Raw genomic sequence first — 12570 nt, forward strand, 5'->3', positions numbered from 1 at the left:
GCGTTTCGATCATTCCCCTCTACGCCCCAAACAGAGGTACAGCCAGGGGTACCGCCGTCGCGGGGCCGGGACGCCGGCACGCCCGCCATCTGGAGCCGTCAAGCGAACCGGCCGGTCAGCGGTCCGGACGCCGGTACACGCCTTCGAGGCAGGTCAGCACGGCGGCCACCCGCCGGTCGGTGCCGTCGCCGGTCGCCCACCGGCCGGGGCCCTGTCCGATCAGCGGTGGCAAAGGCCGGTCGGCGCGTCACCGACGTAAGGGGATCAGCGGCCGGTGGTCCCGTCGATCTGTTCGCGGAGGATGTCGGCGTGGCCCGCGTGGCGGGCGGTTTCCTCGATCATGTGCGTGAGGGCCCAGCGGACGCTGGGGGCGGGGCGACCGGGGCGGGGACGCGGGAGCGGGGCGCTGAGGTCGGTGCATCCGTTGAGGACCTCGTTGGCGTGCTCGACCGCCTCGCGGTAGCGGGCGACGACATCGGCCACGCCGTCCGCCGGTGCGGCCTGGAACGTCGCCTGCCAGTCGGCGACCTCCTCTCCGAGGAACAGCGAGCGTTCGACGAAGGCCAGGTGGTTGAGCAGGCCGAGCAGGTTCGTGCCGGACGGCACGCCGGCCGTCCGCACCTGCGGTTCGGGCGCGCCCTCGACCTTCGCGGCGGCCGAGGTCCGGAGATAGTCGAGGAATCCGCGCAGCACCTCGGCCTCGCCGCCGCCGGTCCGGGGCGGCGGGGTGTCGCGACGACGGGGACGGCGGGTGCTACCGGGCATGGTGGCTCCTTTCCTGCGGGCCTCGGCGGTACGACCGTCCGGGCCGGTCGACCGCCGGTCGGGTGCGCCCAGTCTTGCCGGACGTCCCCCGCCTTGGCACGAAATCTTGCCGTTCTGGCAAGATGACCGCGTGGATCAGGTGACGGACGACGACGTGCTCGACGCCGTGGGGCCGCGGCTGCGGGCGCTGCGGCGTGACCGTGGCATCTCCCTGGCCGCGCTCGCCGCGGCGACCGGTGTGTCGCAGAGCACCCTGTCCCGCCTGGAGAGCGGACAGCGGCGGGCGACGCTGGAGCTGCTGCTGCCGCTGGCCCGCGTCTATGACGTTCCGCTGGACGATCTCGTCGGCGCGCCGCGCACCGGCGATCCCCGGATCCACCTCAAGCCGATCAACCGGTTCGGGATGACCTTCGTGCCCCTGTCCCGGCGGCCGGGCGGGGTGCACGCGTTCAAGATGATCATCCCGGCCCGCCCGGCACCGCTCGAACCGACCCCGCAGACCCACGAAGGCTTCGAGTGGCTCTACGTGCTCAGCGGTCGGCTGCGGCTCGTGCTCGGTGAGCGCGACCTGCTGCTGCCGCCGGGCGAGGCGGCCGAGTTCGACACCTCCCTGCCGCACTGGCTGGGCAGCGCCGACGGCGGCGCGGTCGAGCTGCTCATTCTCTTCGGCCAGCAGGGGATGCGGGTGCATGTGAGCGCCTGACCTCGTCGAGGGCCTCGCGCTGCGCGCCGGTCAGGAGATCGGGCTTCGGCGTGACCGCGTACGTGCCGGGGGCGGGGTGTTCAAGGGTCAGCGGGCCGGCGATGGCCGGGTGGTGGGCGAGGGCTTCGAGGGCGGCGGCGGTTCGTTCGGCGGGCCAGTTCAGGGCGGCGGTGAGCGCATCCGTCGTAAGAGGGCCCGCGTGCAGGAGCGCGGCGAGGAGCGTCAGGGCGTCGGACACCAGGGCTTCGGTGAGGCCGCCGCCGTCCATGTGCGCGCTGAGGCGGTCGAAGAAGCGGCCCATCCGGTGCAGCCGGATGGCGGCGGGCGAGCCGGGGCCGAAGATCTCCGCGCCGCGCCGGGTGGCCGCCGCGACGTCGGCGTGCGCGCCGGTGTCGGCCCGCCAGGCGCGGAGCCAGACGTCGTCGTCGATGAGGTAGCGCTCGCGGCGGCCTCCGGGGTCGGGGGCGCGGCGGACCAGGTCCATCGTTTCGAGGTAGCCGATGGCCTTGGACACCGACGCGGGGCTGACCCGCAGCCGGTGGACGAGTTCGGCCGAGGTGAGGCTCTCGCCGTCGGCCGTGAGCAGGCAGACGAACACCCGGGACGGCATGCGCGGCAGCCCCGTGCCGCTCAGCAGCACCGCGAACTCCTCCACGAACTCCCGCGCGAACCCGCCCGGCTCCCCCTGCCGCCCGGCCCGTGCCCGTTCGCCCCGGCGGGCGCGCCGCGCGGTGGTCTCCTGGGCCTGGTCCGCCAGGTAGCCGCCCGGCCCGCCGTTGCGCCCCACCTCACGGGTGATCGTGGACGTAGGCCGGGAAAGGCGTCTGGCCATCTCGGCGTATCCGAGGCCTTCGGCCAGCCAGCCCGCGATCAGCCGCCGGTCCTCGTGGGTCAGCCTGCCACCGGGCACCGGCCCACCTCCTGTCGTGCCGTCCGGGTGCGTTCACCAACAGTACATTGCAACGACCCATCCAGAGAAATTGCTTTCGCGACAATACCATTGCAACGATCGGCGTAAATAGCGGCTTTTTCGTTGACGACTAATAAAACGCAACGTAGCCTTTCGCCACCTGGAAACCGAACGAGGGGACGAGAGGATGACGACCACACGGATTCGAGCCAGGGTCGCGGAGCTCCTGGCCGAGTACCGGATCCCGAGTGCCGCGATCGGCGTGCTCCGCGACGGGGAGATCACCGACTTCGCCGTCGGCGTCAAGAACGTGGAGACGCGCGAGCCCGCTACGACCGGCACCATCTACCAGTGCGGTTCCATGACCAAGACCTGGACCGCCCTCGCCTTCATGCGGTTCGTCGACGAAGGCAGGGCCGACCTGGACGAACCGGTGCGGACCTACCTGCCCGAGTTCCGGGTCGCCGATCCGGAGACCACCGCCAAGGTCACGCCCCGCCACCTGCTCAACCACACGAACGGCATCGAAGAGGTCTTCGGCGACCCCGGCGAAGGCGACGACGTCTACGAGCGCATGATCGAGAACATCGCCGGCGCGCCGCAGGTGCATCCCCTGGGGCACACCCACGGCTACAGCGCGGCGCTCGGCTACGCGATTCTCGCCCGCGTCATGGAGGCGATCGACGGCAGGCGCTGGGACGCCCTCATGCGCGAACGCCTGCTCGGCCCGCTGGGAGCGGCCGACACGAACACCCGGAACGACCAGGTGGACGCCACCCGGGCCGCGACCGGCCACCTGATCCGGTCCCTCGCCGAGGGGCCGATCGTCTCCCCGCTGAGCCACCTGCCCCGCTCCTACGGGCCCGGCGGCAACATCACCTCGACGGTCCGCGAGGTGCTCACGATGGCGCACGTCTTCCTCGACGACGGCAGGGCGCCGGACGGCACGCGGATCATCTCGTCCAAGAGCCTGCGCGAGATGATGGAGTCACGCGTCCCCGTGCCCGACCCCTATCTGTTCGGGCCGGAATGGGCGCTCGGCCTCATCGTCTGCGACTGGGACGGCCGGACCGTCTACGCCAGCGACGGCAGCACCATCGGCCAGAACTCCCGCCTGCGGATCCTTCCCGGCTCCGGCCTCGCCGTCGCGATGCTGACCAACGCCGGGCCGCGCGACGACTTCTACAAGCGGGTGTTCAACGAGGTCCTGGCCGAGTTCGGCGCGCCCGCCGTCCCGGCTCTGCCGGAGCCCGACCCGGCCCTCGGCCGGACCCTCGACCTGTCGCGCTACGAAGGCGTCTACGAGCGGCCCGGCACCCGCTACGAGGTGCGCGCCGGGGACGGCGGCCTCCAACTCACCTACGCGCTGAACCCCGTGGAGGCCCGGCTGCTCGGCAGGCCCGAGCGCGTCGAGCACGAACTGCTCCCGATCAGCGAGACCCACTTCCTGATGCCGCCCGCCGGTCCGCTCGACGACACCCAGACCGTCGCGATCTACGACTTCGAGCACGGGCCCGCGCGCTATCTCCACACCAACTGCCGAGTCACCCCACGAGCCAGCGAGGAGCACACGTCAATGCAGGTCATCGCAGTTTCCGCCATCTCCGACACCGACGGGTTCTGGAATTCGATCAAGACGGCGTACGCCAGGCTGCCCAAGGGCGCCCGCTGGACCATGGCCGTGGCCAGTACCGACGGCACCAGGGCCATCAACATCATCGCGCACGACTCCGTCGACGGCGTGCTCGACTTCTTCGAGGAGCACGCCGCCCCGTTCGCCGCGACCGAGTACTTCGAGGCCGATGCCGCCAACGCGGTCGGCCTTCCCGCCTGACCGCCGCCCACCGCGGTGCGCCGGATTCTGTCGGAGCCGCCTGCCAGGATTCCCGTGATCCGACCACCCTCCAGCAGAGCGGAATCCGATGAGCGACGATGACTTGTTCGACTCCGAGGCGTACTGCGCGATCTTGGTCCGGGGCCTCACCCCGCACGAGGCCCTGGGCCGTCTCGGCGCCGAGGTGTTCGACGGTGAGCCCGACGACGAAGACGTCGAGGACGACCTGGCCCTCATCATGGCCCTCCCGGCCGAGGGCGGCACCGTCCTCTACGAGTCGAACGGCTACGCGGGCTCCGTGGACGAGATCATGCGACCGCTGTCGGCGGGCACCGTCACGGCGAGCGTGTTCGTCAACGTGAACCGGGTCGCGTCCTTCGACCACTACGCCGACGGCCGCGAGGTCCTGAGCTTCGACCCGCTGTTCCCGCTCGACGGCGACGACGCCCCGCCGCACTTCCTCGCCGACCGCGCCGAGCTGCACCTGGTGGAAGGCGACTCCAAGGGCGGCATGCCCGCCGCCCTGGAGCTGGCCGAGCGCGTCACCGGCGTGTCGCTGAACGCGTCGAGCGAGGTGGTGGCGCACATCGCCATCGATTACTGAACCCGAGACCTCAGAGCCCGGCCGGCACGGCACGCAGGGCCCAGGCGACCGGTCCCGGCAGCGCGCCCGCGAAGGGCTCAGGCGGGCTGGGCGGCGGCGGCGCGCAGCGCGCGGTAGAGGAACCGGGGGTCGCCCAGGCGGTGCCGGAGCAGCTTCTCCAGCCCGCCGATGGGCGTGAGGTTCTGCGGGGCGCGGGGGTCCTTGTACGACACGCCCGCCAGGCCGGGCAGGGCCAGGGTGATCGAGTCGGCGAGCGCGACGACCTCCTCGGGCAGCAGGTCGGCGCCCGCCTCGCAGCGGGCGACCCCCGCCCACGGGGTCGCCGACCCCTCCGACAGGCGCACGTACCAGGCGTGCCGCCGCCAGCTCGTGCCCATCAGGAAGACCGGGGTGCGCTGCCCGGCCGCCAGCTCCGACACCACGCCCGCCTGCGGGGCGGGCAGGTAGGCGGTGTGGTGGGTCTTGATGTAGCCGACCGTGCGCGGCAGGTGCGTACGGCCGCGCAGCGGCCCGTCCACCAGCAGCAGGTCGTCGTCACCCGCCTGGCTCCGGTGGCTCACCGCGAGGTCGATCTCCAACTGGGTGACCCGGCGCTGCAACGCCAGGCTCAGCTCGTCCATGCTCGCGTCGGCGGCGGGCAGCGCCCGGTAGACCGCCGCCGACGTCTTCACGTCGGTGGCGTGGGGCGCGGCGCTGAACACCGACCGGCTCACGTCGATCGCCGCCAGCGACGCCCCCTCGGGGCCGCACCTGACGATCCCGGCCGCGTAGGAGGCGGCGATTCCGGGCGAGGGCATCGCGCCCGCCGGGTCGTGCATCCACACGCGGGCGTCGATCCGCCGCACGCCGTCGGCGATCAGCATCACCTTCGGCGGGGCGGACCCCCGTGCCGGGGTGACCGGCCGCCAGTCGGCGGCGGGCAGCTCCACGTCGAGTTCCAGCTCGGCGCTGGTGGAGCCCAGCTCGCTCATCGCCTCGGCGGCCAGCGCCTGCGCGTAGCCCGGGTCCCACGGATCGACGGTGAACGCCCCGCCGCTCGTCATGACGGTCACGGCGCCACCCGGTTCAGGTGCGAGCCCCGGGCGTCGCGGGTGACCTCGAAGCGCACCGGCACCCGGTCGGCGAGCGCGGGCACGTGGGTGACCAGCCCGACCATCCGGTCACCTCCCCCGGCCAGGCGTTCGAGCGTGGTCGCGACGGTGTCGAGGGTGGCCGGGTCGAGCGTGCCGAACCCCTCGTCCAGGAAGATCGAGTCGAGGCTTCTGGCGGCCGTCGCGGCGAGGCCCGCCACCTGGCTGGACAGCGCCAGGGCCAGCGCCAGCGACGCCTGGAAGGTCTCGCCGCCGGACAGCGTGCGGACGCTGCGGCGCAGCCCCGCCTCGCCGTGGTCGATCACCTCGATCTCGCCCTTGTCGCCCAGCACCAGCTCGTACTCTCCGCCGGACAGGTCGTGCAGCGTCACCGACGCCTCGGCGACCAGCAGCTCCAGCGCCTCCGCGCACAGCCAGCGCTCGAAGGCGTTGGCCCGCAGCAGCAGGGTCAGCTCGTGCGCGACCCGCGACTCCCGCTCCTTGCCCGCCGCGTGCGTGGTCAGCTCCTCGGCCTGCAGGCGGTTCTCCTTGACCCGGGCGAGCCGGTGCTCGGCGCGGACCACGGAACCGGCGAGCGTCTCGTGGATCCGTTCGGGGGTGGCGTCGGCGGTCACCTCGACCTCGTGCCGCGCCAGGCGGGTCACCAGAGCGGAGCGCGCCTCGTCGCGTTCCCGCTCGGCGGTGGCCAGGTCGGCGGCCAGGCCGGTGGCGGTCTCGCGTTCGGCCCGCGCGGCCTTCTCTCGCCAGTTCAGCAGGGAGGCCCAGGCGGCGTGCAGGTCGGTCCGGTCGAGCGGCGGGGCGCCGAGCGCGACGACCCGGTCGCGGGCGGCGTCTAGTTCGCGCCAGGACCGCTCGGACTTCTCGCGCAGTTCGCCCGCGCGGCGTTCGGCGCGGGACAGCTCGCCGCTCGCCGTACGGGTGCTCCGGCGGGCCTTGCCCAGGCGTTCCTCGGCGGCCTCGACGGCGGCGAGGTCGTGCCGGGCCCGGTCGCGATCGGCGCCCGACACCCGCTGCGTGAGCTGGGCGAGCTGCCCGCCCAGTTCGTCCGCCTTCTGCTGGATGCGCGCGGCGTCGATCTCCGCGCGCCGCCGTTCGTTCCGCGCCCGCTCGGCCTCGTCGCGGCGGGCCTTGAGCGCCCGCTCGGCGGCGCCCAGCTCGGCGGGCGCCCGGTGCTCGGGCAGTTCGGTGACCGCGCGCAGGCAGGTGGGGCAGGGCTCGCCCACCTTCAGGCGGCTCGCCAGGTCGGCGGCCATGTGCGCGTCGCGCAGCCGCTCGCGCGCCCGCTCGGCCCCGGCGAGCGCCTCACCGGCCGCGCGCTCGGAGTCGGCCAGGCCGGCGGCGGCGGTCGCGGCGGACTCGGCCGCGGCTCTGGCCGCGGCCAGGGAACGGCCGAGCCGTTCGTGGTCGTCGAGTGCGGCGAGCAGCGCGGCCAGCGCGGACTTGTCACCGGCCCGGGTCAGGTCGTCCTCGGCCTGCTGCTCGGCCTGGGCCAGCCGGGCGACCTCGGCGGTCATCCGGGTGATCGCCTCACCGGCCTGGCGGACGGCGTCGGCCAGGGTCGGCACGTCGGGCGGCATGGCCAGGGCGTCGAGCGCGGCCAGGCGCTGCCGCGCGGCCGTGCGTTCCTGGCGCAGCGCGGCCAGCGCGTCGTCGCGCCCGCGCAGCGCCCGCAGCTCGTTCCTGGCGACCTCGGCCAGCTCGCGCAGCGCGGCCAGCCGGGTCTGCGCGTCGTGCTCGGCCGCCTCGTCGGCGTCGGCGAGCCTGGCCAGGCGGTTCCTGGCGAAGGACGCGGCCTGCTTGGCGGCCTCCTCCTCGCGGACGGCGCGCTGCCTGATCAGCTCGTACACGTCGGCGTCGAGGAGCTGCACCAGGAGGTCCTGCCGCTCGCGCGGCTGCGCGTGCAGGAACTCGGCGAACCTGCCCTGCGGGAGCACCACGCACTGGGTGAAGAAGCGGTATTCGAGGCCGGTGACCCGCTGCACCTCCGGGGTGACGGCGTCGCCCTCGGCGACCGGGCGCAGCACCGCGCCGAGCAGGTCGTCGAGCCCGGCCGTCACCGGCACGGCGGGGTCGAGCTCGTCGAGCCTGGCCTCCTTGGTGTGCACCCGGCCCTTGGCGTCGCGTTGCAGCGCGCGCACGACGGCGTGGCGGCGGCCGGAGCTCTCGAAGACCAGCGCCACCTTGCCGGAGACCGCCGACGGGGCGAGCGCGTGACTGATCACGTTTTCCCGGCCCCAGCGCGGCACCGTGCCGTACAGCGCGAAGCAGATCGCGTCGATGACGGTGCTCTTGCCCGCGCCGGTCGGGCCGACCAGCGCGAAGTAGTCGACGTCGGCGAAGTCGACGGTGACCGGCTCGCGGAAGCTGCCGAAGTCGGAAAGGTGCAGGCGCAGCGGACGCATCAGCTCGTCACCTCGTCGTAGAGCCGGTCGAACAGCGCGGCCACGTCGTCGTCGTGACGGCCGGACGTGGTCAGGTAGTCGCGGAACAGCTCACGTGGGCTGCGCGCCGGAGCGTCCGGGTCGGCCCGGCGGGCGGTGGTGGTCGGGCGGAACCGTTCGTCGAGGGTGACGTCGACCGCGCCGGGCAGGATCTCCCTGACCGTGTCGGCGAGGCCGGGGCGCGGGCGCTCCTCCACGATCACCCGCAGCCAGGTCTCGGTGTCGACCAGCCCCGCCGCGACCTCCTCCAGGCGCTCCAGCGTGCCGCGCACCGTGGCCAGCGTGCGCGGCGCGTCGAAGGTGACCTCGCGGACCACGGCCGGACGGCCCGGCTCCACATTCACCAGCAGCGCGCCCGGCGTGTTGCCCTCCTCGCCGAAGTCGACCGCGAGCGGCGAGCCGCTGTACCAGATCGGGCACGGCCCCGGGAGCTGCTGACGGCGGTGCAGGTGGCCGAGCGCCGCGTACTGGGTGGTGGGCGGGAACGCCGCCGATTCGAAGTAGTAGGAGAAGATCGACTGGGCCTCCCGCTCGCCGCCGCCGAACTTGCCGCCCGGCAGCGTGCCGTGCGTGGTGACCAGGTTGACCGTGTCACCGGCGAACGAGGCGGTGAGCGCGCCGATCAGCTCGCCGATCCGGCCGGCGTAGTCGCGGTTGTGGTCGGCGGCGGTGCCCGCCAGCACCTCGGCGGCGCGGATCACGTAGCGGTGCGAGAGGAAGGGGAGCACCGCCAGCCGTACCGGCTCGCCGGTGCGGGCGGTGAAGGAGAGCGTGCCCCCGTTGTCTGGACGGCGGAACCCGCCGACCACGTGGATGCCCAGCGCGCCGAGCACCGGCCGGTACACCTCGAAGAGCTGCGGGTTGTCGTGGTTGCCCGCGAGCACCACGACGTCGCGCCCGCCCTCGCGCAGCGCCATCAGCGCCGGCAGGACCAGCCCCTGGGCGTCGGGGGTGGGGGCCGAGGTGTCGAACAGGTCGCCCGCCACGATGACCGCGTCCACGTCTTCCCTGCGGGCAACCCCGACCAGCTCGCGCAGCACCGCGCGGTGCTCGTCCAGCCGGGAACGGCCCTTGAGGACCTTGCCGACGTGCCAGTCGGCCGTGTGCAGGATCTTCATCGTGTCCCTTCGCTCGCGGACGGGCGCTCTAGAACGGGGGAATGTCGTCTTCGGGGGCGGTGCCCGGCAGCCCGGCGAACGGGTCGGCCGGGCGCGTGCCCGTGGGCGGCGCCCCCGCCTCCGCCGGACGGGTGGCCCAGGCCGGGAACGGGAAGGTCACCGCGAGCGGCACCGGGATCTCCGGCTGGGCCACGAACATCGTGCCGGGCTTGGCGATGGTCGCCCGCTCGCGGGCCGCCGTGGTGAGCCAGCCGTACTCGGACCGGGCGGCCTCGGCCGCGTCGAGGCGTCCGGCGACGCGCACCGCGCAGTTGGCCACGATGCGCCGCTCCACCTCGGAGGCGGTCTGCTGGGCGCCGATCAGGATCACCCCGAGCGAGCGCCCGCGCTCGGCCACGTCGAGCAGGATCTCCTTGATCGGCGAATCGCCCTCTCGCGGGGCGTACTTGTTCAGCTCGTCGAGCACCACGAACAGCAGCGGCCTGGCCGAGCCGGTGCTCTCCTTGCGGGCGAACTCGCCGCGCAGCACCACGCCCACCACGAACCGCTGGGCCCGCTCGGGCAGGTTGTGCAGGTCGACGATCGACACCTGCGCGTCGGAGGTGCGGATCGAGTGCGACGAGCCGCGCGGCAGGTCACCCCTGATGATCGGCGACAGCGGCCGGACCGCGCTGCGCAGCCTGCGCAGGAACGCGTTGACGGTGCCCAGCGGCACCTGCGCGCCCGCCCACACCGCGCGGGTGCCCTCGTCGGTGAGGCCCTGGTCGATGACCTCGACCAGGTCGGTGAAGGTACGGCACGCCGGGGTGGCGTTGCCGTCGGGCGTGCGGATCAGCACCGCCCCGGAGTCGCCGACCGGCTCGGCCCACGACCGCAGCCGCGCCGCGACCTGGCCGACCAGCATGGAGTACTGGGAGCGCTCGTCGTCGGCGTCGGCGAACACGAACCGCATCAGCTCCTCGTCGCAGAACTCGCGGAGGGTCCAGTAGTAGGAGCTGACGCCGTGGGTGCGCGAGGAGACGTGCGGCACGCCGTTGGGGTCGCCGGGCCGGGGCGGCGCGAAGACGTGGACGCTGTGGAAAGGCCGGGCCGCCAGGCCGAGCCGGTCGTAGGCGGCGGTGGCGTCGGCGGCGATGCGGGTGTTGGGGTGGTCGAGGAACAGCAGGTCCTCGCCCTTGACCGAGAAGATCAGCGCCTTGGTGTTGGCCGCCTCCGCGCCGAGCGCGGGCGAGTTGAAGATCGAGTAGAGCAGGAAGGTGGCGAAGGAGGTCTTCGTGGCGACGCCGGACACGCCGGAGATCGACACGTGCGCGCCGCGCGTGCCGTCGAGGAAGTCGAAGTTGACGTACATCGGCTGACCGTCGCGGCCGAGCCCGATGGGGATCTTGCGCTCCATCACGTCGAAGTAGAGCGCCTGGTCGCGGTCGCCGGCACTGGCCTTGTGCACCAGCGCGCCCGGCAGCGGCGGCACGAACACCTCGGGCTCCACCCTGGTCACGCGGACCTCGGCCACCTCGACCACGGCGGCGGGCAGCGCGCCGTCGGCGATCAGGAACACGTCGGAGTCGTAGGTCGCGCCCTCGTGGCGCGCCTCGACCGCCGAGACGACCCCCGCCACCAGGACCGGGCCGTATCCGGGGACGTCTCTCCTGGTGACCACGACGTCGTCGAGCTGGGCGATCCTGCCGGGCTCGAAGCCGACCCAGAACGACAGCGGGGACGCCGCCTGGGTGCCGAGCACGCGTCCGACGGCCTCGGCCGGCATGGCGTCACCGGCGAGCGCCGGCGGCCGGGCGGCCACGCCCTCGTCGATCCCCAAACCATCCCCCACTACTGCCTTGACGTGCGATCACGCGATCGAACGAGCCTGGCCGGAGCGGTCGCTCCAGCCTCTTCAGCACCTTAAGGGGCGCGTCGCCGGGCGCGGGCCGGTAGCACGGTTTTCCGTGCCCTGCGCGCCCGGTGGCTGTGCCCCGATCGGCCGATGCCGGAGCCTACCGAGGACCCCCGACAACTCGGCGACCTGACAACCGGCGACTCGGCGACTCGGCGTCGACGGGCGACTCCGGCCCGTCGCCCGGAATAGTCTCACCCCGGGAAGCGGATGAACTCCGGCGGCACGTGGTCCGCCAGCCAGACCCCGTTCGCGCTGACCCGGAAGGGGTGACCGGCGGCGTGCATGGCGGCGGCGTCCACGACCAGTACCACCGCCCTGCCGCGCCGCGAGCCGACCCGGACGGCGGTCTCTCGGTCGGCCGACAGGTGGACGTGCCCCCGGCTCATCCGGGACAGACCCTCGGCGCGGATCGCGGCCACGCTCACCTCGACCGTGCCGTGGTAGAGGACGGCGGGCGGCGCCACCGCGGGCAGCCCCAGATCGACCGCCACCGAATGCCCCTGCGCGGCCCGGATCCTGCCGTCGCGCAGCTCGTAGCGCCGCTTGTCGTTCGCGGCCACCACGTGCTCCAGCTCCTCCCGGCCGATCGGGAACCCGTTCGCCGCCGAGGCCGCGAGCAGGGTCTCCACGCCCACCCAGCCCTGCTCGTCCAGGCCGATCCCGATCCGCTCCGGCTCGTGGCGCAGGTGCTTGGCGAGGTATTTCGAGATCCGCACCATCCGCCGTTCGTCCACCCGGCCCTCCCCGGTTTCTGTCGGCCACCGCTGCTTTGATGAGGCTGCCAGGCAAGATCGACGACTACAAGGACCTCATCATGGCGTTGGTGACCTTTCGCGACGAGACCGCGACCGGCAAGGCGTTGGACGAGTTCACGCTTCCCGGTTTACCCGAGAGCGTCACGGCCCGCGAGCTGGTGCGACTGCGCGTGCGGGAGGAGGTGGCGAAGTACAACGCGAATCCGACGCGCCGCTTCAACGGGCTGGTGATGCCCGACGGCGCGGAGGCCGAGCTGAACGGCTACCGCATGCCCGCCCCGCGCGGCCTCGACTGGGAACGGCAGGCCGACGCCGCCGAGGCGGCCTTCCTCCGCAACGGGTTCATCCTGCTGGCCGGGGAGCGCCAGATCGAAGACCTCGACGAGCGCGTCGACCTGACCGCCGACCCCGTCGTGTCCTTCATCAAGCTGGTGCCGCTGGTGGGAGGCTGA

At 73.2% G+C, this 12570-nt stretch carries 11 protein-coding genes; 4 read left to right on the forward strand and 7 right to left on the reverse strand.

Annotated elements, in window-relative coordinates:
* Positions 1-264 precede the first annotated feature (264 nt).
* A complete protein-coding gene (locus tag P3X83_RS16275; RefSeq protein WP_277305915.1) occupies positions 265-765 on the reverse strand; it encodes a DinB family protein in 501 nt (166 codons plus the stop codon).
* 130 nt (positions 766-895) lie between these two features.
* Between P3X83_RS16275 and P3X83_RS16280 the strand changes: the two genes are divergently transcribed.
* The gene (locus P3X83_RS16280) at positions 896-1468 is read left to right on the forward strand and encodes an XRE family transcriptional regulator (protein WP_277305916.1); all 573 of its coding nucleotides are present in this window, start codon (positions 896-898) and stop codon (positions 1466-1468) included.
* Here the strand turns inward: P3X83_RS16280 and P3X83_RS16285 are convergent.
* Positions 1422-2378, reverse strand: a complete 957-nt coding sequence (locus P3X83_RS16285) for a helix-turn-helix domain-containing protein (protein WP_277305917.1) — start codon at positions 2376-2378, stop codon at positions 1422-1424. The genes P3X83_RS16280 and P3X83_RS16285 overlap by 47 nt on opposite strands.
* A gap of 187 nt (positions 2379-2565) precedes the next feature.
* Here P3X83_RS16285 and P3X83_RS16290 point away from each other — a divergent pair, with 187 nt between their 5' ends.
* Together P3X83_RS16290 and P3X83_RS16295 are read left to right on the forward strand one after the other, a co-directional pair.
* The gene (locus tag P3X83_RS16290; RefSeq protein WP_277305918.1) at positions 2566-4212 is read left to right on the forward strand and encodes a serine hydrolase domain-containing protein; all 1647 of its coding nucleotides are present in this window, start codon (positions 2566-2568) and stop codon (positions 4210-4212) included.
* 88 nt (positions 4213-4300) lie between these two features.
* Positions 4301-4816, forward strand: coding sequence for a DUF6461 domain-containing protein (locus P3X83_RS16295; protein ID WP_277305919.1), 516 nt, complete (start codon positions 4301-4303; stop codon positions 4814-4816).
* Positions 4817-4893: 77 nt separating this feature from the next.
* Here P3X83_RS16295 and P3X83_RS16300 read toward each other — a convergent pair whose 3' ends face one another.
* The 5 genes from P3X83_RS16300 to P3X83_RS16320 form a co-directional block, all read right to left on the reverse strand.
* Positions 4894-5859, reverse strand: coding sequence for a hypothetical protein (locus P3X83_RS16300; RefSeq protein ID WP_277306173.1), 966 nt, complete (start codon positions 5857-5859; stop codon positions 4894-4896).
* A 5-nt stretch (positions 5860-5864) separates the two neighbouring features.
* Positions 5865-8309, reverse strand: coding sequence for an SMC family ATPase (locus P3X83_RS16305; protein ID WP_277305920.1), 2445 nt, complete (start codon positions 8307-8309; stop codon positions 5865-5867).
* A complete protein-coding gene (locus P3X83_RS16310) occupies positions 8309-9466 on the reverse strand; it encodes an exonuclease SbcCD subunit D (RefSeq protein WP_277305921.1) in 1158 nt (385 codons plus the stop codon). Before P3X83_RS16310 ends, P3X83_RS16305 begins: the two co-directional genes overlap by 1 nt.
* 28 nt (positions 9467-9494) lie before the next feature.
* Entirely contained in the window at positions 9495-11285 is a 1791-nt protein-coding gene (locus P3X83_RS16315; RefSeq protein WP_277305922.1) for an ATP-binding protein, read from the reverse strand.
* Between the two features lie 269 nt (positions 11286-11554).
* A complete protein-coding gene (locus tag P3X83_RS16320; RefSeq protein WP_277305923.1) occupies positions 11555-12097 on the reverse strand; it encodes an RNA 2'-phosphotransferase in 543 nt (180 codons plus the stop codon).
* A 38-nt stretch (positions 12098-12135) separates the two neighbouring features.
* Here P3X83_RS16320 and P3X83_RS16325 point away from each other — a divergent pair, with 38 nt between their 5' ends.
* On the forward strand, positions 12136-12570 hold the full coding sequence (locus P3X83_RS16325) for a hypothetical protein (protein ID WP_277305924.1): 435 nt from the start codon (positions 12136-12138) through the stop codon (positions 12568-12570).

It is taken from the genome of Spongiactinospora sp. TRM90649, assembly GCF_029382225.1.
GTDB lineage: Bacteria > Actinomycetota > Actinomycetes > Streptosporangiales > Streptosporangiaceae > Spongiactinospora.

What these genes read in the sequence shown, in the direction of transcription:
- P3X83_RS16305 (WP_277305920.1), bottom strand. Translation starts at nt 8,309, where the DNA reads ATGCGTCCGCTGCGCCTGCACCTTTCCGACTTCGGCAGCTTCCGCGAG.
- P3X83_RS16290 (WP_277305918.1), top strand. Translation starts at nt 2,566, where the DNA reads ATGACGACCACACGGATTCGAGCCAGGGTCGCGGAGCTCCTGGCCGAG.
- P3X83_RS16310 (WP_277305921.1), bottom strand. Translation starts at nt 9,466, where the DNA reads ATGAAGATCCTGCACACGGCCGACTGGCACGTCGGCAAGGTCCTCAAG.
- P3X83_RS16275 (WP_277305915.1), bottom strand. Translation starts at nt 765, where the DNA reads ATGCCCGGTAGCACCCGCCGTCCCCGTCGTCGCGACACCCCGCCGCCC.
- P3X83_RS16300 (WP_277306173.1), bottom strand. Translation starts at nt 5,859, where the DNA reads ATGACGAGCGGCGGGGCGTTCACCGTCGATCCGTGGGACCCGGGCTAC.
- P3X83_RS16325 (WP_277305924.1), top strand. Translation starts at nt 12,136, where the DNA reads ATGAGGCTGCCAGGCAAGATCGACGACTACAAGGACCTCATCATGGCG.
- P3X83_RS16295 (WP_277305919.1), top strand. Translation starts at nt 4,301, where the DNA reads ATGAGCGACGATGACTTGTTCGACTCCGAGGCGTACTGCGCGATCTTG.